The sequence below is a fragment of the Gluconobacter albidus genome (assembly GCF_002723915.1).
In the GTDB taxonomy this organism is placed as follows: Bacteria; Pseudomonadota; Alphaproteobacteria; order Acetobacterales; family Acetobacteraceae; genus Gluconobacter; species Gluconobacter albidus.
The window spans coordinates 233,060-248,430 of sequence record NZ_BEWL01000001.1; the positions used below are offsets into that span (position 1 = coordinate 233,060).

18 protein-coding genes and 1 tRNA gene are annotated in these 15,371 nt (G+C 62.2%); 12 read left to right on the forward strand and 7 right to left on the reverse strand.

Going from position 1 to position 15,371, the window contains the following annotated elements; translation table 11 throughout:
• Positions 1 to 71 precede the first annotated feature (71 nt).
• The gene (locus tag GAL01_RS01070) at positions 72 to 1,070 is read right to left on the reverse strand and encodes a complex I NDUFA9 subunit family protein (protein ID WP_082790816.1); all 999 of its coding nucleotides are present in this window, start codon (positions 1,068 to 1,070) and stop codon (positions 72 to 74) included.
• 109 nt (positions 1,071 to 1,179) lie between these two features.
• Between GAL01_RS01070 and GAL01_RS01075 the strand changes: the two genes are divergently transcribed.
• From GAL01_RS01075 to GAL01_RS01115, 9 genes are all read left to right on the forward strand, one after another.
• Positions 1,180 to 1,266, forward strand: a tRNA-Leu gene (locus tag GAL01_RS01075).
• A gap of 62 nt (positions 1,267 to 1,328) precedes the next feature.
• Entirely contained in the window at positions 1,329 to 1,973 is a 645-nt protein-coding gene (locus GAL01_RS01080) for a ribonuclease D (protein ID WP_062033436.1), read from the forward strand.
• 18 nt (positions 1,974 to 1,991) lie between these two features.
• Positions 1,992 to 2,990 carry a KpsF/GutQ family sugar-phosphate isomerase gene (locus GAL01_RS01085; RefSeq protein WP_062033441.1) on the forward strand — a complete coding sequence of 333 codons (999 nt, stop codon included), beginning with the start codon at positions 1,992 to 1,994 and terminating at the stop codon, positions 2,988 to 2,990.
• The gene (lptC, locus tag GAL01_RS01090) at positions 2,987 to 3,763 is read left to right on the forward strand and encodes an LPS export ABC transporter periplasmic protein LptC (RefSeq protein ID WP_062033444.1); all 777 of its coding nucleotides are present in this window, start codon (positions 2,987 to 2,989) and stop codon (positions 3,761 to 3,763) included. Before GAL01_RS01085 ends, lptC begins: the two co-directional genes overlap by 4 nt.
• Entirely contained in the window at positions 3,760 to 4,719 is a 960-nt protein-coding gene (locus GAL01_RS01095; protein WP_062033447.1) for an LptA/OstA family protein, read from the forward strand. The genes lptC and GAL01_RS01095 overlap by 4 nt, the downstream gene beginning before the upstream one ends.
• Positions 4,716 to 5,471, forward strand: a complete 756-nt coding sequence (lptB, locus tag GAL01_RS01100; protein ID WP_062033450.1) for an LPS export ABC transporter ATP-binding protein — start codon at positions 4,716 to 4,718, stop codon at positions 5,469 to 5,471. The genes GAL01_RS01095 and lptB overlap by 4 nt, the downstream gene beginning before the upstream one ends.
• A 9-nt stretch (positions 5,472 to 5,480) precedes the next feature.
• Complete coding sequence (gene rpoN, locus GAL01_RS01105; RefSeq protein ID WP_082790817.1) at positions 5,481 to 6,797, forward strand: RNA polymerase factor sigma-54; 1,317 nt, start codon at positions 5,481 to 5,483, stop codon at positions 6,795 to 6,797.
• Positions 6,798 to 6,846: 49 nt separating this feature from the next.
• Entirely contained in the window at positions 6,847 to 8,178 is a 1,332-nt protein-coding gene (locus GAL01_RS01110; RefSeq protein ID WP_062033453.1) for an anthranilate synthase component I family protein, read from the forward strand.
• A complete protein-coding gene (locus GAL01_RS01115) occupies positions 8,175 to 8,981 on the forward strand; it encodes an aminotransferase class IV (RefSeq protein WP_062033457.1) in 807 nt (268 codons plus the stop codon). Before GAL01_RS01110 ends, GAL01_RS01115 begins: the two co-directional genes overlap by 4 nt.
• 74 nt (positions 8,982 to 9,055) lie before the next feature.
• Here the strand turns inward: GAL01_RS01115 and GAL01_RS01120 are convergent, their stop codons facing one another.
• The 3 genes from GAL01_RS01120 to GAL01_RS01130 all read right to left on the reverse strand — a co-directional run bounded on the left by GAL01_RS01120 (position 9,056) and on the right by GAL01_RS01130 (position 10,304).
• Positions 9,056 to 9,418, reverse strand: coding sequence for a RidA family protein (locus GAL01_RS01120; protein ID WP_062033461.1), 363 nt, complete (start codon positions 9,416 to 9,418; stop codon positions 9,056 to 9,058).
• 39 nt (positions 9,419 to 9,457) lie between these two features.
• Positions 9,458 to 9,709, reverse strand: a complete 252-nt coding sequence (locus GAL01_RS01125; RefSeq protein WP_062033464.1) for a DUF1150 family protein — start codon at positions 9,707 to 9,709, stop codon at positions 9,458 to 9,460.
• An 82-nt stretch (positions 9,710 to 9,791) separates the two neighbouring features.
• Positions 9,792 to 10,304 (reverse strand): Hsp20 family protein, encoded by a 513-nt coding sequence (locus GAL01_RS01130; protein ID WP_062033469.1) that lies wholly within the window; start codon positions 10,302 to 10,304, stop codon positions 9,792 to 9,794.
• A gap of 190 nt (positions 10,305 to 10,494) precedes the next feature.
• On the opposite strand from GAL01_RS01130, the gene def reads away from it, so the two are divergent.
• From def to truA, 3 genes are read left to right on the forward strand one after another with little or no spacing between them, the layout of a single operon-like run.
• Positions 10,495 to 11,049 (forward strand): peptide deformylase, encoded by a 555-nt coding sequence (gene def / locus GAL01_RS01135; RefSeq protein ID WP_062033472.1) that lies wholly within the window; start codon positions 10,495 to 10,497, stop codon positions 11,047 to 11,049.
• A 6-nt stretch (positions 11,050 to 11,055) separates the two neighbouring features.
• Positions 11,056 to 11,970, forward strand: a complete 915-nt coding sequence (gene fmt / locus GAL01_RS01140) for a methionyl-tRNA formyltransferase (RefSeq protein WP_062033475.1) — start codon at positions 11,056 to 11,058, stop codon at positions 11,968 to 11,970.
• Positions 11,963 to 12,772, forward strand: a complete 810-nt coding sequence (gene truA / locus GAL01_RS01145; RefSeq protein ID WP_062033478.1) for a tRNA pseudouridine(38-40) synthase TruA — start codon at positions 11,963 to 11,965, stop codon at positions 12,770 to 12,772. The genes fmt and truA overlap by 8 nt, the downstream gene beginning before the upstream one ends.
• Here the strand turns inward: truA and GAL01_RS01150 are convergent.
• From GAL01_RS01150 to dapD, 3 genes are read right to left on the reverse strand one after another with little or no spacing between them, the layout of a single operon-like run.
• Entirely contained in the window at positions 12,769 to 13,392 is a 624-nt protein-coding gene (locus GAL01_RS01150) for a hypothetical protein (protein ID WP_062033481.1), read from the reverse strand. The two genes, truA and GAL01_RS01150, sit on opposite strands and share 4 nt — an antisense overlap.
• A complete protein-coding gene (dapE, locus tag GAL01_RS01155; RefSeq protein WP_062033484.1) occupies positions 13,389 to 14,534 on the reverse strand; it encodes a succinyl-diaminopimelate desuccinylase in 1,146 nt (381 codons plus the stop codon). Before dapE ends, GAL01_RS01150 begins: the two co-directional genes overlap by 4 nt.
• 5 nt (positions 14,535 to 14,539) lie before the next feature.
• On the reverse strand, positions 14,540 to 15,370 hold the full coding sequence (dapD, locus tag GAL01_RS01160; protein ID WP_062033875.1) for a 2,3,4,5-tetrahydropyridine-2,6-dicarboxylate N-succinyltransferase: 831 nt from the start codon (positions 15,368 to 15,370) through the stop codon (positions 14,540 to 14,542).
• Position 15,371: the final 1 nt, after the last annotated feature.

Consider the following 15,371-nt stretch of genomic DNA (forward strand, 5'->3'; position numbering starts at 1 on the left):
GCATGAAATGGCCCATCTATTCGCTCCATGAGCCATTTTTCACACAAATTTTTAGGACCGAAACGGACCATTTATTTCCGGAACCGCCTCCAGCTCTCACAAACACTCCCCCTTAGATAGTCCGGAACGATACTCCGCATCGCCGCAGGCCTGATCCCCAGCGCCTGAAGATCAGCCATTCCCGGCTGCACCACATTGTCCACGCCCATCATCGCAACCTGATCGCGCGTCAGCAGATGCCCCGGCAACGCCTCAAGAATGCCCGCCTCCAGCTTCGCTACCCATCCCGGCACCGGCAACAGAATTCGACGGCGCCCAGACGCTTCCAGAACGAACGCCATCAACTCCTTCATATTCAGAACATCCGGCCCACCCGCCTCAACCGTCATACCCTCATACCCCGGCTCCACAAGCGCGATGATCGCCCGCGCCACATCGCCCACATAGACCGGTTGAAACAGAGTCTCGGGCGCAAACACCGGCAGAACCGGCGAGAGCTTCGCAATCAGCGCGAACATGTTGAAGAAACTGTCCTGCGGCCCGAAAATCACCGAAGGTCGCAGCAACGCCGCCTCCGGGAACACCTCCCGCACCGCACGTTCAGCCAACCCCTTGCTCCGCCCGTAATTCCCCGGCGACGTCAGCGACGCCCCAATGGCCGACATGTGCAGGTACTGCTCCACTCCCTGACGCCGCGCCATGAGCGCCGCCAGCCGCGCGCCCTCCACATTGACCCGATGCATCGCCCGCACATCCGGCGACATGATCGACACCAGGTTGATCCCCACATCCGCGCTGGCGAACACACGCTCCAGCGAAGCCGCGTCATTCACGGATGCCTTGATAAATTCCACACGTCCGTCACCCGGAAACCGCGCCAGTGCCTGATCGCCTTCGGGATTCCGGCTTCCCACACGCACGACATGCCCCAGGGCCACGAGCCGGCCAACAAGTTCGCGCCCGACAAACCCTCCGCCGCCTAAAACCGCCACCACCTTTGGGCCGTGGCCCGTTCCAGCGTCATTTCCAGCTCCGCCACCAGTTCCGTCCACGGAAAAATTTCTACGCATTTTCGCTTTTCTTTCAGTTTGGCTGTTGACGCCCCGTACGTGCAGGGGTAAACGCCTCTTCACCGAGCCGGGATGCCTCAGGAAACTGAAAAAACCCGGTGCTTTCTGAGCCCAGATGGCGGAATTGGTAGACGCGCAGGTTTCAGGTACCTGTGTCCGAAAGGACGTGGAAGTTCGAGTCTTCTTCTGGGCACCACAGACGATCAGGCAGCATACTGCCTCGATCCTCTGGTGATCAAAAAAATTTGGTGACGACAAATGAGTTCGCAGAACGCCATCCATCTTCATGACGGCGATCTGCCGGATGACTTTGATCTTGGCCCTGTCGTTGCCATTGATACCGAGACCATGGGTCTCAATCCCCATCGTGACCGCCTCTGCCTCGTCCAGCTTTCAGCTGGTGATGGCGAAGCCCATCTCGTGCAGATCAAACCGGTCTCCATGAGCGGCCGCGGCTATGACTGCCCCAACCTTAAAGCGCTCCTGACAGACGATTCCGTCACCAAGCTGATGCATTTCGCACGCTTTGACGTCGCAGTCCTGCAGAACGCTTTCAATATTACGATCCCATCTGTCATCTGCACCAAAATCGCCGCCCGACTGGTCTATACGTTCACCGACCGTCACGGTCTGGCCTATCTGTGCCGGGATCTTCTCGGCGTTGAAATCTCCAAACACCAGCAGAGTTCTGACTGGGGCGCCGAGACCCTCACCCCCGATCAGCTCCGCTACGCCGCATCGGACGTGCTGCATCTCCACGCGTTGTGGGATAAGCTCGAAGCCATGCTGATCCGTGAAAACCGCCGCGACCTCGCGCAGTCCTGCTACGATTTCCTCCCGGCCCGCTGCCGCCTCGATCTGCTGGGCTACGACGAAGCCGACATTTTCTCGCATCGCGCCTGAATTCCGGCCCGGCTGATCATGCACCGCCCGTCGCCCGGTTTTTCCCGTACCGCTCTGGAATCGGCCCTTCAGACCGTCTCCATAGAGCGCAAAGGACTGGAAGCGCTCGAACATGCTTTCTCCGGTCCGCTCGGAATGGCTTTCCGCGAGGCCGTCGACCGCATCGCCGAAAGTCATGCGCGTCTGATCGTGACCGGAATCGGCAAATCCGGTCATATCGCCCGCAAAATTCAGGCGACCCTCGCCTCTACGGGCACACCGTCGCTGTTCCTGCACCCCGCGGAAGCCGCCCATGGCGATCTGGGCATGGTCGCCCCCGGTGACTTGATCCTCGCTTTCTCCAATTCCGGCGAAACCGCCGAACTTGCCACGATTCTGGCCTATGCCGCCCGGCAGAATCACTGCGTGATCGCTGTGACCGCTGTCGGCACCTCTGCTCTCGCGCGTGCCGCGCAGATCCCACTGGTTCTGCCTACGAGCACCGAAGCCTGCCCGATGGGGCTGGCGCCCACGACGAGCACCCTGCTGCAACTGGCTCTGGGCGATGCGCTCGCCATTGCTTTGCTGGAAAAGCGCGGGTTCACCGCCCGCGATTTCGGCGTTTTTCACCCCGGCGGCCTCCTCGGCGCACGGCTGCGCCCCATCAGCGACCTCATGCACACCGGCGACGCCCTGCCTCTTGGACAGGGCAGCCTCCCGCTCCGCTCCGTCATTCTCGAGATGACACGCAAGTCATTCGGGTGCATGGGTGTCATTGATGACAATGGTGAACTTCAGGGCCTCATCACAGACGCCGATCTGCGACGCGCGCTCTCCGGCGACCTCGACACGACCACGGCGGCGGACGTCATGAACCCCGCCCCCGTCACCGCGCGCGCCGACACCTTGGCGCAGGACGTGATGCACCTCATGAACCAGCGCGAACGCCCCATCACGAGCCTCTTCATCGTGGACGCGGCACACCGCCCCGCGGGAATCGTCCATATTCACGACCTCCTGCGAGCCGGCCTGTCATGAACACCCCCACGCCCGATAATGGCGAACACCGCATTCGCCGGGAAGATTTCGACCCCAACCGGACCGAAAGCCTCGCCCGTCTCGACAATCTGCGCCGCGCGGCCTTCCAGCGGATCCGTCAGGCTCCCAATGCTCAGGAACTCGCCCGACGTCGCTCGCTTCTGGGTTTCGCCAAATGGGCGCTGCCAGGACTGGCTCTCGTTCTTCTCAGCTCCATCGCGGCCTGGCCCGAGATTTCCCATCTCATGAACCAGAACCGCGCCGCGCTGAAGGAAATGGCCCGTCTGCGCGTGGAAAGCGGCAATATGGAACAGGCCACCTATCGCGGCCTCGACGCCCACGATCATCTCTATATGATCACAGCCCGCACCACCCACCAGCAGGGTCCGGACCGCGTGGACCTTGTCGATCCGGTCGCCGATATCCAGCTTTCCGGCAATTCCTGGGCGCATATCAAGGCTGATCGCGGCGTCTACATGCAGCACGAACAGACCCTCGATCTCGACGACAACGTCGTGCTCTACCGTGACGACGGCTTTCTCCTGAACGGTCCTTCCGCAGATCTGGACCTCAAGGCAGACGTCATCGCCTCGCGGGACTGGGTCCATGCGGAAGGACCCTTCGGTACGCAGGACGCCCAAGGCTATTTTCTGGACCAGCATGCGGGTATCATGCAGTTTACGGGGCCGGGACTGACGGTCCGCAACGATGACAACGGCCCTCCGAGTGCGGCGGCCCGCCTGCACCTGCAAGGACTGAAGACAGAGAAATGACCCGCCGTTCCGCAGCCTTCCTTCCCCTCCTGATCGCCCTTCCTCTGGCCTTCCCCTCCGCTCCTGCCCACGCGGACGGACTGGACATGTCCCACGGTGAAGCGGTGCAGCTCTTCTGGAAAAAGGAAGAGGTCTACGATCGCAATGCCCAGACCGTGACGCTCACGGGTGGGGCGCGGGCTGTGCGCGGGGATACGACGGTCGATGCGGATACGCTGATCGGATATCTGCGCAAGAAAGCGCCCGCTCCCGGACAGTCCGCTCCTGCGCCAACACCGGCCGATGGCAAAAGCGCGAGCAGCGGCGATCCGATGGGCGGCTCCCTCGAGCTGTACCGGATCGAAGCGCGCGGCAACGTCCATATCTACAACCAGACCGATCAGGGCTGGGGCGATCACGCGCTGTACGACATGGATCAGGGCGTCATGGTCATGACCGGCAAGCATCTGAAACTGACCACGCCGCAGGACGTTCTGACGGCCCGCGACGTCATGGAATATCACTCCAAGACGCGCATGTCGGTTGGCCGGGGCGATGCGACTGTCACGACCAATGATGGCAAGCAGGTCAAGGCGGACGTGCTGGTCTCGTTCAGCAAACCCAGCGATGCGCCAGCTCCGGGACAGTCTGAGAAACCGGGACAGGCGGCCGCAGATTCGTCCAATCCGATGGGCGGCGGTTCCTCGAAGCTCGACCGGGCCTATGGCTGGGGGCATGTCGTTCTGCGCACCCCGACCCAGACTGCCACGGGCGATCGTGGCGTCTATGTTTTCGATACCCAGATTGCCCGCCTGATCGGACATGTGCATGTCACGCAGGGGCAGAACCAGAACAATGGCTCGCAGGCCATCGTGAACATGAAGACCGGCATCGCAACCATGTTGCCGGGCACGGATTCCCCCATCCAGGGGCTCGTCGTGCCAAACGAGGCCAACAGCAGCCAGGCACCCAAGTGACAGACAGCCATATCCCCTCCCAGCCCCCTGCAACCGGTCTGGTCGCAAGCGGCATCGGCAAGTCCTACAAGAAGCGTGCCGTCGTCAAAAACGTCTCGCTTCAGGTGCAGCGCGGCGAGGCGGTCGGTCTCCTCGGCCCGAACGGCGCGGGGAAGACGACCAGCTTCTACATGATCGTCGGACTCGTTCAGCCCGACACCGGCACCATCACGCTGGACGGTGCGGACATCACACAGCTTCCGATGTATCGCCGCGCCCGCCTCGGCGTCGGTTACCTCCCACAGGAAGCCAGCATTTTCCGTGGCCTGAACGTCGAACAGAACATCATGGCTGCTCTTGAGGTCGTCGAGCCCGACCCGGAAAAGCGCGACCTGATGCTCAACGGCCTTCTGGCCGAATTCGGCATCACCCATCTGCGCCGCTCCCCCTCTCTGGCGCTGTCGGGTGGTGAACGCCGCCGTCTGGAAATCGCCCGTGCGCTGGCCAGTCAGCCGAACTACATCCTGCTCGACGAACCGCTGGCCGGCATCGACCCGATCGCAGTCGGGGAGATCCGCGATCTCGTCTCACATCTGAAGGATCGTGGCATCGGCGTGCTGATTACGGACCATAACGTCCGCGAAACGCTCGAAGTCATCGACCGCGCCTACATCATGCACGGTGGGCAGGTGCTGATGGAAGGCACGCCCGAAGCCATTGTTGCGAACGAAGATGTCCGCCGGGTCTATCTCGGAGAGAATTTCTCGCTGTAACATGCCGGGATGCTTGTCCCGGGCCTGATCCAGCGTCAGTCGCAGTCTCTCGTCATGACGCCCCAGCTGCGTCAGGCGATTGCACTGCTGCAATACACGCAGATCGACCTCGCCCAGCACCTGCGGCAGATCTGCGAAGCCAATCCGCTTCTTATTCTGGAGCCCGGCGAGACCGCGGCCGATCCCGCCCCCGCTCCGGAAGAGTTTCACGACGACGACCCGGACCGCTTCACCAGTGCTTCTGAACGCCCGGAAGCAGCGGCACCACCTCCGTCCACCCGGGATGATCTGATCCTCCAGATCCGCCTGTCTTTTCCTGCGGACGAACAGGATGCGGCACTGCATCTTCTGGACAGTCTGGACGAAAGTGGCCGCCTTCCCGTTTCAGTAGCGGATCTTGCAGGCGACCTTCGCATGGAGGTCGCAAGGCTCGAAGCGATCCGCCAGAGTCTCATGCATCTTGAACCTGTCGGGCTTTTCGCCCGATCGCTTGAAGAATGTCTGGCGGCGCAACTCCGCGCCCGCAACCGCCTTGATCCCGCGATGCAGACCCTCCTCGACAATCTGGACCTTCTCGCCCGGCGCGACTGGCGCAGGCTGCGCGAAAAATGCGCTCTTGGGCAGGACGACCTGCTGGAGATGCTCGCCGAAATCCAGGCGCTCGATCCGCGTCCCGGCCTGACCCCGCCACCGCCTGAGCCCCCCATCGAACCCGATCTGATCGTTCGCTTCAACGGCGCCGGCTTCCGTCTGACCCTCAACACGCGCCTGCTGCCGAAACTCCGGCTTGATGACACGATGCGCGCGCAGCTTGATGGACGCACGGATCCCGGCAGGACGCTTCTTGCCTGTGCGGCAGAGGCCACGGCCCTGATCCGCGCGATGGACAGCCGCAAACAGTCCCTGCTCGCGGTTGGCCGCGCGATTGTGCAGCATCAGGCCGATTTCCTGCGCGATGGTCCCGCCGCCCTGCGCCCGCTGACCATGCGCGACATCGCCGAGCGCACGGAGTTGCACGAAAGCACCATCAGCCGCATCGTCAGCAGCAAATATATCGACACGCCACAGGGCACCGTCCCGCTCAGGCTGTTTTTCTCCACAGCCCTGACGTCCGAAGACGGTACGCCCCAGAGCGCTCACGCGATCCAGCATCGTCTACAGGCGCTCGTCTCGGCCGAAGGAGACAACGTCCTGTCCGACGATGCCCTGACGGTCCTTTTGCAAAAGGAAGGCTTCTCCATCCAGCGCCGCACGGTTGCGAAATATCGCGAGGGGTTGGGTATTGCGAAATCCAGCCAGCGCAAGCGGCTGCGCCGTACGGCCTGAGGACTCCAGGGCTTTGACAGGCTGACAGAATTTCCCTTACGGAGCCTGAATGTCCCGCGCTCCGCTGCCTTTCACTGAAATTCCCTGGAGACCTCCCGAACAGGCGCTTTCCGCCATGGACTCCGCCCCCTGGGCCGCGTTTCTCGATAGCGGAGGCCCGGACACGGACGACCGCGCCCGCTGGTCCTTTCTGTGCCTGTCTCCTGCTGAAACCCTCGACTGGCACGCGGGGAGCCTTCGCAGGAATGGCATATCCATACAGGGTGATGTCTGGACGCATCTGCGCGATATGGCCGCCGCCTCGACCCGTTGCCCCGAAGCAGAGGATATCATCCCCTTCACCGGCGGGGTGATCGGTATGATGAGCTATGAAGCGGGCATGGCGCTTGAAAAAGTTCCATCCCGCCATGTTTCTTCTGCGCCCAGACTGGTGGCGGCCTCTTTTGAAGACGTGCTGGCGTTCGACCGGCATGAAGAACGCTGCTGGTGGATCAGCCGGAGGGGACATCCCACACCCGAATTAACCTCGCCGACGATCTGCCCCGCCCCCTCCCTGCGTTTTCGGCCTGAACAGCCGCGAGACATCTGGATGGATGCGGTTCGCAGCATCATCGCCTTCATCCGGGCCGGGGATATTTTTCAGGCCAATCTGACGATGCGCTGGGTTGCGGAGTGTGCTGACGGTTTCGATGAGCTGGCTGCCTATCGGACACTGCGCCAGACCTCCCCGGCTCCGTTCGGGGCCTATCTGAAGACGCCGGATTTTTCGCTGCTCAGCGCCTCCGTGGAACGTTTCATTTCGCTTTCGCGGGGCGGGCTGATCGAGACGCGCCCCATCAAGGGCACCATTTCCCTTGGACACACGCCCGAAGAAACAGCCCGGAACAGCCGGACACTGGCTGCGGACGAAAAAGAACGCGCCGAAAACCTGATGATTACGGATCTGATGCGAAACGACATCGGTCGTGTCTCACAGATCGGCTCTGTTCGCGTTCCCCAGCTGTCGAAGGTTGAGCAGTTTCCCCACGTCCTGCATCTGGTCTCGGTCGTTCAGGCGCAACTCCGTCACGAACTGGACGCCATTGATCTGCTTCAGGCCACGCTTCCGCCGGGTTCCGTCACAGGGGCACCGAAAAAACGCGCCATGGAGATCATCGACCTTCTGGAAGCCTCTGCCCGTGGGGCCTATTGCGGCAGCCTGTTCCGCATCGGCAAGGATGGGGCCATGGACAGTTCCGTCATCATCCGCAGCATGGCGCGATCGGGCGACACCCTTTCCGTCGGTGCGGGAGGCGGCATTACCGTGCTGTCCGATCCAATGCGGGAATATGAGGAAATGCTTCTGAAAGTCTCCCCGATTCTGAAGGCGTTTGAGGCATGAGCACTCCTGTCTGGCTCAATGGCCGTCTCCTGGACGCGACAGACGCGCATATTGCTCCGAACGACCGGGGATTTCTGCTCTCTGATGGGCTGTTTGAAACAATCCGCGTCGCCAACGGACAGGCGCCACATCTGGCACGGCATCTGGCACGGCTGGAGGAAGGATGCACGATCCTCCGTCTGCCCACGCCGGACCCGACACTGCTGACACAGGCCGTTTCCGATCTGCTGCATGCTACGGGGCTGTCAGACGGATCGCTGCGCCTGACGGTCACGCGCGGCACCGGGCCACGCGGTCTGGTACCGCCTGTTACGCCGCAACCCACAGTCCTGATTCAGGCGACTGCTTCCGCGCTGGCCGTGCCTGCCCCCGTCAGGCTGGGGCTTGGCCGCTACCGGCGCGATGGGGGCTCTCCTCTGGCGCGCGTGAAATCGCTTGCCTGTCTGCCATCCATCATGAGCCGCATGGAAGCCGTCGCAGCCGGGCTGGATGATGCGCTTCTTCTGGGAATGACGGGGGCTGTTGCCGAAGCCAGCGCTGCGAACATCCTGTTCCTGCGGGAAGGGCGCCTGCAGACGCCTCCCATTCATGACGGCGCATTGCCGGGAACGTCCCGCGCTCGACTGCTGGAAGGGGGCTTCTGTACCGAAGGCCGTCTTTTGCCGCAGGATCTCAAAACGGTGACAGGCGTGTGGCTGGTCAATGCATTATCGCTGACCGCCGTATCAGACATCGACAATTATGAGCTGCCCCTGCACCCCGAACGGGACAGGCGGCTGAGAGAGTTTCTGTTCTCTGTCTGAACCGGCTCTTGCCGCCACAAAAAAAGCCGCCTTCCCGATGGAAAGACGGCTTTTCAGCATTCAGCAGCAGGCTCTTATTTCAGCGCAGCAATCGCCGTCATTTCCACGCGCCATTCCGGAACGGCCAGCTTGGCTTCAACCGTAGCGCGGGCCGGTTTGCTGTCCGTGTCCAGCCATGCATCCCAGGCCCGGTTCATCGCCCCGATTTCCGCGATATCCGTCAGGAAAATCTGCACCGACAGGATCCGGCTCTTATCCGTTCCCAGCGAGGCCAGAAGCGCGTCGATCTGACGCAGGATGTCGACCGTCTGCCCTTCCGTATCGAGGGTGGCATCGTCCGCGACCTGACCGGCCAGATAGGCCAGCCCGTTATGGACGACGACGCCCGCAAGGCGCTGCTCTTCAAGGTGACGGGAAATATCGGCGTTTTTGCTCACGGGCGTGGACTTTCTGACGTCGGTTACTGAGGCGGGAGGTTACTGAAGCAGGGTCGGGATCATTTCATGTTCGAGGATGGCATCGAGCGCGCTTTCCTCGTCTTCCGCAACGGCCATGGGCGTGCCGTCGGCAGCATGGATGGCCACGAGCATTTCACCCTCATGCATGACGGATCTGACATAGGCGAGGCGGGACATACCCAGCGTCAGAAGCTGCGGCCCCGTGATGCGGCGCAGATCCGCCGGCAGTTTTTCGTCCGAACGATCACCGTTTTCGAAGGGATTGTTCAATTCCGTTTCCTTTTGGAGCCGCAGCGGCTTCTGCCGCCCAGCCTTGGGTTGATTCTGTAAAATTGTAAGCGCGCGACCGGTCTTATTCGTCGTCGATATCGCGCGCAGGACGCGTTGCGCGTCGGGTCTTCACGACAGGCGGCACCACTTCGTGGTGAACCGTTGGAGCCGGTGCCGGGCTTCGCCGCCCCTGCGAAATCGCAATCCGCTTGACCCGAACTTCAGGCTCGGGACGTAGAAGATCGATATGCAGCAGGCCGTTATCAAGCCATGCTCCACCGATTTCGATGCCTTCTGCCAGCACGAAGGCTTTGTGGAACTGCCGCGCCGCAATGCCGCGATGCAGAAAAATGCGCCCCTGACTGTCATCGGTCTGACGCCCGCGAATCACAAGCTGGTTGTCTTCCTGCGTGATCTGAAGGTCGTCCATGACAAAGCCCGCAACCGCCAGCGTAATCCGCAGGGCCGTGGAGCTGAGCTGCTCGATATTATAGGGGGGATAGCCGTCGGACGTCGATTTGGCAGCACGCTCAAGCATCTGCTCGAGGTGATCGAAGCCGAGGAACATCGGGGACGTGAACAGGCGACCGGACATAGGGCGAGAGCCTCCTCCATGAGCGAGACGTAAAACAGAGCCAGTCCCATTCTGCGGCAACTGGCTGGTCCTACGATATGGTGACCACCCCTAGGGATGCAAGCTCTGCTCCCGACCAAGCGCATGCAAAACCGACGTTCATGGCATGTTACACTGGCATTTGACGCCCGCGCTCGCTACATCGCAGGGCATGAGCGAATTCGATTTCCTGTCCGGCATCGACGATGTGCCCCCTACCCCGATCCTGATCGCCCCCCAGCCCGTGCTGCGGGAGGTCGCCCGTGAGGTCCGCCCCGAGGATATCGCCTTTATCCGCGATCAGCTTCCGGGCATGTTTTCCGCCATGTACAAGGCCCCCGGCATCGGCCTCGCCGCGCCGCAGGTCGGTCTTGGCATGCGCTTTGCTCTGGTGGACGTGGCCGAAGAAGACGCGCCGCGTGAGCCCATGCTGCTGATCAATCCGGAAATCGTTACGGATTCAGAGCAGATGGCGGCTCGCGAGGAAGGCTGCCTTTCGTTGCCGAACCAGTATGCCGAAGTCGTCCGCCCCGAATCGATCCGTGTGCGCTATCGCAACCTCGCGGGAGAAACGATCGAGCGTGATGCATCGGGCCTGCTCGCCACCTGCATCCAGCATGAGATGGACCATCTCAACGGTATCCTGTTCGTCGATCATCTCTCGACGCTCAAGCGCAACATGATCATGCGCCGCCTTGCCAAAGAGCAGAAGCTCGGAAGGCGCTGATCCCCGATGCGGCTGATTTTCATGGGAACGCCGGACTTTTCGGTCCCGGCGCTGCACGCTCTGCTCGACGCCGGTCACGAGGTGGTTGCGGTCTACACGCAGCCGCCGCGACCGGCAGGACGTGGCAAAGCGCTGCGTCGTTCGCCAGTTCATGAAGCGGCCGAAGCGGCCGGGATCGAGGTACGGACGCCCGCCCACGTTCGTCGGGACACGACGGAGCACGCCGCTTTTGCTGCCCTGAATGCCGACGCCGCCGTGGTCGCCGCCTATGGCCTCATTCTGCCCAAAGAGATGCTGGACGCCCCGCGTCTGGGGTGTCTGAACATCCATGCCAGCCTTCTGCCGCGCTGGCGTGGGGCCTCGCCCATCCAGTCCTCCATCCTCGCAGGCGACACCCAAAGCGGCGTTTCCATTATGCAGATGGATGAGGGCCTCGACACCGGCGCGGTTCTGCTGGAGGAGGCTACGCCCATTAGCGCGACCGATACCGCCAGCACACTGCATGACCGTTTGTCGGAGATCGGCGGCCGTCTGGTCGTTCGTGCGCTGGCCGAGCGTCCGACACCCGTGCCGCAGCCCACAGACGGCGTGACCTATGCCGAACGCCTGACCCGCGATAATGGCCGTATCGACTGGACGCGCACGGCAGCCGAGATCGATCGCCAGATCCGCGGCCTCACGCCTTGGCCCGGCGCATTTACGACGCTTGACGGTATAGTGCTGAAAATCGGCACGGCCACTCCGCTGCCGGACGCAGTCCCCAACGCCTCCCCCGGCACCACGCTCGACGACGCTCTGACGATCGCCTGTGGCACCGGTGCGATTCGCATCGACCGCGTTCAGAAGCCGGGGCGCAGCATGATGTCCGCCGCCGATTTCCTGCGCGGTCAGCCCGTGCCGAAAGGGATGGGACTTGTCTGACGCACAGGCTCAGGACCATGAGCCTTCTGGCCTGAACCGCTGGGCTTTACGCATCGAATATGACGGCACCGGCTATCTGGGCTGGCAGAAGCAGAATGACGGCGTCTCCATTCAGAGCCTGATCGAAGCTGCCGCCTCGAAACTGGTCCGTAATCGTCCCGTGCCCAGCATCACTGCCGGACGCACGGATGCAGGCGTCCATGCCGCTGGAATGGTCATCCATCTCGACTTCCCGGATGACGCCCCGATCGACGCCCGCCAGATCCGTGACGGCATGGGATATCATCTCAAGCCCCACCGCGTTGTCGTACTCGAAGCCGCGCAAGTCGGGCCAGAGTGGAATGCGCGTTTCTCCGCCACATGGCGCAGCTACCGCTACACGATCCTCAACCGCCCTGCCCGTCCGGGTCTGATGGAAAACCGGGTGTGGCACATCAAGCGCCCGCTGAATGTGGATCTCATGCAGCAGGCCGCGAACCATCTTCTCGGGCCGCATGATTTCACATCTTTCCGTGCGGTCGCCTGTCAGGCCAGAAGTCCCGTTCGCACGCTGGATATTCTGACCATCCGTCGCGAGGGCGAACTGGTCATGATCGACACGAAGGCGCGCTCCTTCCTGCATCATCAGGTCCGCAACATGGCCGGAACACTGATGATGATCGGCGCGGGCCTGTGGCCGGTCGAAAAAATGATTGAGATTCTGGAAGCGAAAGACCGCTGCGCCGCAGGACAGACGGCCCCGCCGGAAGGGCTCTGTCTGATGGATGTCGGCTATCCCGACAATCCGTTCAACAGGACTTAAAACGAGATCCCGAGCAGATCCACCATCGCATTGTAATGCGGCGGTAAAAGCCACAGAATCCAGAGAAATGCGGCAACCGGCAGGGTCTGAAGAATCGTCATGACGAAGGCCTGCCACCCTGTCGTCAGAAGGCCGACTTTCGTGACGTACCAGGTCAGCCACAGCGTATAAAGCTGTGCCCCGAAGGCGAGACCGGCCAGCGCCTGACCGGAGGCCGCAGCCCCCGGAATTACGAGATGCAGCACACCCTGCGCCACAATAAGCATGACCAGCGGTAGCCAGCCACACCATAAAGAAGCGGTTGCGTAGCGCGTCCACAGCCCCTTGCGGCTCAGAAAAACCGTGTAAAGCTCTGACACCACAAGCTGCAACAGCGTGCAGACCAGCGGCACCACCGCCCGTACCAGCCCCATGACCCGTTCGGCAGGAGGCAGCATAAAGGCCATCCACACACCGATGAGCGCCAGCGCGATCGTGGGTGCCAAAGCCGCGAACAACGCACCTGCTCCCGGAGCGAAGCAGTTGATCCCTTCGGAGCGCCCGCGCCCCAGAAGCCACACGCCCAGCGGGATGGCTATGTTTCCGGAAGGAGGAAACGAACCCTGCCGTCCGGAATTCACAGCCCGTATCCTTCCATGAACGCCAGATAGATCCGCGTCAGATCCTCCAGCGTTTCAAGTCCCACATGCTCGTCCCGTTTGTGCATGGTCGCCCCCACAAGACCGAACTCCGCAACCTCGCAATAGCGCGAAATGAAGCGTGCATCGGACGTACCGCCGCCGGTATCGAGCCGGGGCGTACGCCCCGTCACCTGACGCACGGCATCCGAGAGGCACGTTACGGCCTCTCCGGGCTGCGTCAGAAAAGCCTCGCCACTGATGGACACCTGTACGTCCGCTGAAGGCGCATGACGCCGGACCACATCCTCGATCCACGCCGTTAGAGCGGATCCGATGTGAAGGTCATTGAAGCGGATATTCAGCCGCCCGACGGCCTGCGCCGGAATGACATTGGTCGCGGAATTGCCCACGTCGATACTGGTCACCTGAAGCGAAGACGGGTCAAACCACTCGCTGCCCGCATCCAGCTCCCGCGCCATCAGTTCGGAAAACGCTGCCAGAAGACGGTGAACCGGATTATCCGCCAGATGCGGATACGCCACATGCCCTTGGGTGCCCTGCACCGTCACAACTGCGTTCATGCTGCCGCGTCGGCCGATCTTGATAACATCGCCCAGAGCCTCGGGGTTCGTGGGCTCACCCAGCAGGCAGAAATCCGGAAGCTCCTTCCGTTCCGCCAGCCATTCGATGACCGGTTTCGTCCCGAAATGCGCGGGGCCTTCCTCGTCTCCCGTGATCAGCAGGGAGACGGAGCCTTTCAATGGCCCCTGCTCCAGACGCCGCGCCACAGCAGCGACGAAACAGGCCACGCCGCCTTTCATGTCCGCAATGCCGCGTCCATAAAGCCGACCGTCCTGAACCACGGCTGCAAACGGATCATGCGCCCAGCCTTCGCCGGGCGGCACGACATCCGTATGGCCCGCAAAACAGAGCGTGGGGCGCCCCGTACCCAGCCGGGCATATAGATTGGGCGTCGGGGCCTCCGCGGGGCCGAAAGGAAGATGGACTGTCTCAAAACCCATCCCCTCCAGCACACCTGCCAGAAGCATCTGCGCGCCCCCGTCGGCCGGGGTCACGGACGGACAACGCAGCAGATCCCGTGCCAGTGTCACGGGATCTGTCGGCAGGTGTGATCCGCTCACGACACTCAGTCGCGCAGGAGGTCGTTGATGGAGGTCTTGGAGCGGGTCCGCTCATCCACGCGCTTGACGATCACCGCACAGGCCAGCGACGGCATGCCCGGCTCTTTCGGCGGCAGCGTACCCGGAATGACGACGGAATAGGCCGGGACGCGGCCCATGAAAATTTCGCCCGTCGCACGGTCCACGATCTTGGTGGACGCACCAAGGAACACACCCATGGAGAGGACAGAGCCCTTCTCGACTACAACGCCTTCGGCCACTTCCGAACGCGCACCGATGAAGCAGTCATCCTCGATGATGACCGGCGCAGCCTGCAGCGGCTCCAGAACGCCACCGATCCCCGCACCACCGCTGATGTGGCAGTTTTTGCCGATCTGGGCACAGGAACCGACGGTTGCCCAGGTATCGATCATCGTGCCGCTGTCGACGCGTGCGCCAACGTTCACGAAGCTCGGCATCAGCACGACATTGGGCGCGATGAACGCGGAACGGCGCACAATCGCACCCGGAACGGCACGGAAACCGGCTTCGGCGAAACGGAACTGGTCCCAGCCGTCAAACTTCAGGGGCACTTTGTCGAAGGCCGGCTCGCCACCGCAACCGCGTTCCATGACACGGCTGTCGTTCAGACGGAACGAGAGCAGGACGGCCTTCTTCAGCCATTCGTGAACGATCCAGCCGTTTTCGGAAGGCTCGGCGACGCGCAGGGTGCCGGCATCAAGCGCGGACAGGGCTTTTTCCACGATGTCGCGGTCTTCGCCTTCCGTACGGGCGCTGAGAGTCGTACGACGCTCCCACAGGGCTTCGATGGCAGTACGAAGAGGTGCATTCGGCATC

Excerpts from the sequence above, each read along its gene's own strand:
- GAL01_RS01085 (WP_062033441.1), top strand. The coding sequence starts at position 1,992 with ATGCACCGCCCGTCGCCCGGTTTTTCCCGTACCGCTCTGGAATCGGCC.
- GAL01_RS01080 (WP_062033436.1), top strand. The coding sequence starts at position 1,329 with ATGAGTTCGCAGAACGCCATCCATCTTCATGACGGCGATCTGCCGGAT.
- dapD (WP_062033875.1), bottom strand. The coding sequence starts at position 15,370 with ATGCCGAATGCACCTCTTCGTACTGCCATCGAAGCCCTGTGGGAGCGT.
- GAL01_RS01115 (WP_062033457.1), top strand. The coding sequence starts at position 8,175 with ATGAGCACTCCTGTCTGGCTCAATGGCCGTCTCCTGGACGCGACAGAC.
- rpoN (WP_082790817.1), top strand. The coding sequence starts at position 5,481 with ATGCTTGTCCCGGGCCTGATCCAGCGTCAGTCGCAGTCTCTCGTCATG.
- lptC (WP_062033444.1), top strand. The coding sequence starts at position 2,987 with ATGAACACCCCCACGCCCGATAATGGCGAACACCGCATTCGCCGGGAA.
- GAL01_RS01095 (WP_062033447.1), top strand. The coding sequence starts at position 3,760 with ATGACCCGCCGTTCCGCAGCCTTCCTTCCCCTCCTGATCGCCCTTCCT.
- GAL01_RS01070 (WP_082790816.1), bottom strand. The coding sequence starts at position 1,070 with ATGCGTAGAAATTTTTCCGTGGACGGAACTGGTGGCGGAGCTGGAAAT.
- fmt (WP_062033475.1), top strand. The coding sequence starts at position 11,056 with ATGCGGCTGATTTTCATGGGAACGCCGGACTTTTCGGTCCCGGCGCTG.
- GAL01_RS01130 (WP_062033469.1), bottom strand. The coding sequence starts at position 10,304 with ATGTCCGGTCGCCTGTTCACGTCCCCGATGTTCCTCGGCTTCGATCAC.
- def (WP_062033472.1), top strand. The coding sequence starts at position 10,495 with ATGAGCGAATTCGATTTCCTGTCCGGCATCGACGATGTGCCCCCTACC.
- GAL01_RS01110 (WP_062033453.1), top strand. The coding sequence starts at position 6,847 with ATGTCCCGCGCTCCGCTGCCTTTCACTGAAATTCCCTGGAGACCTCCC.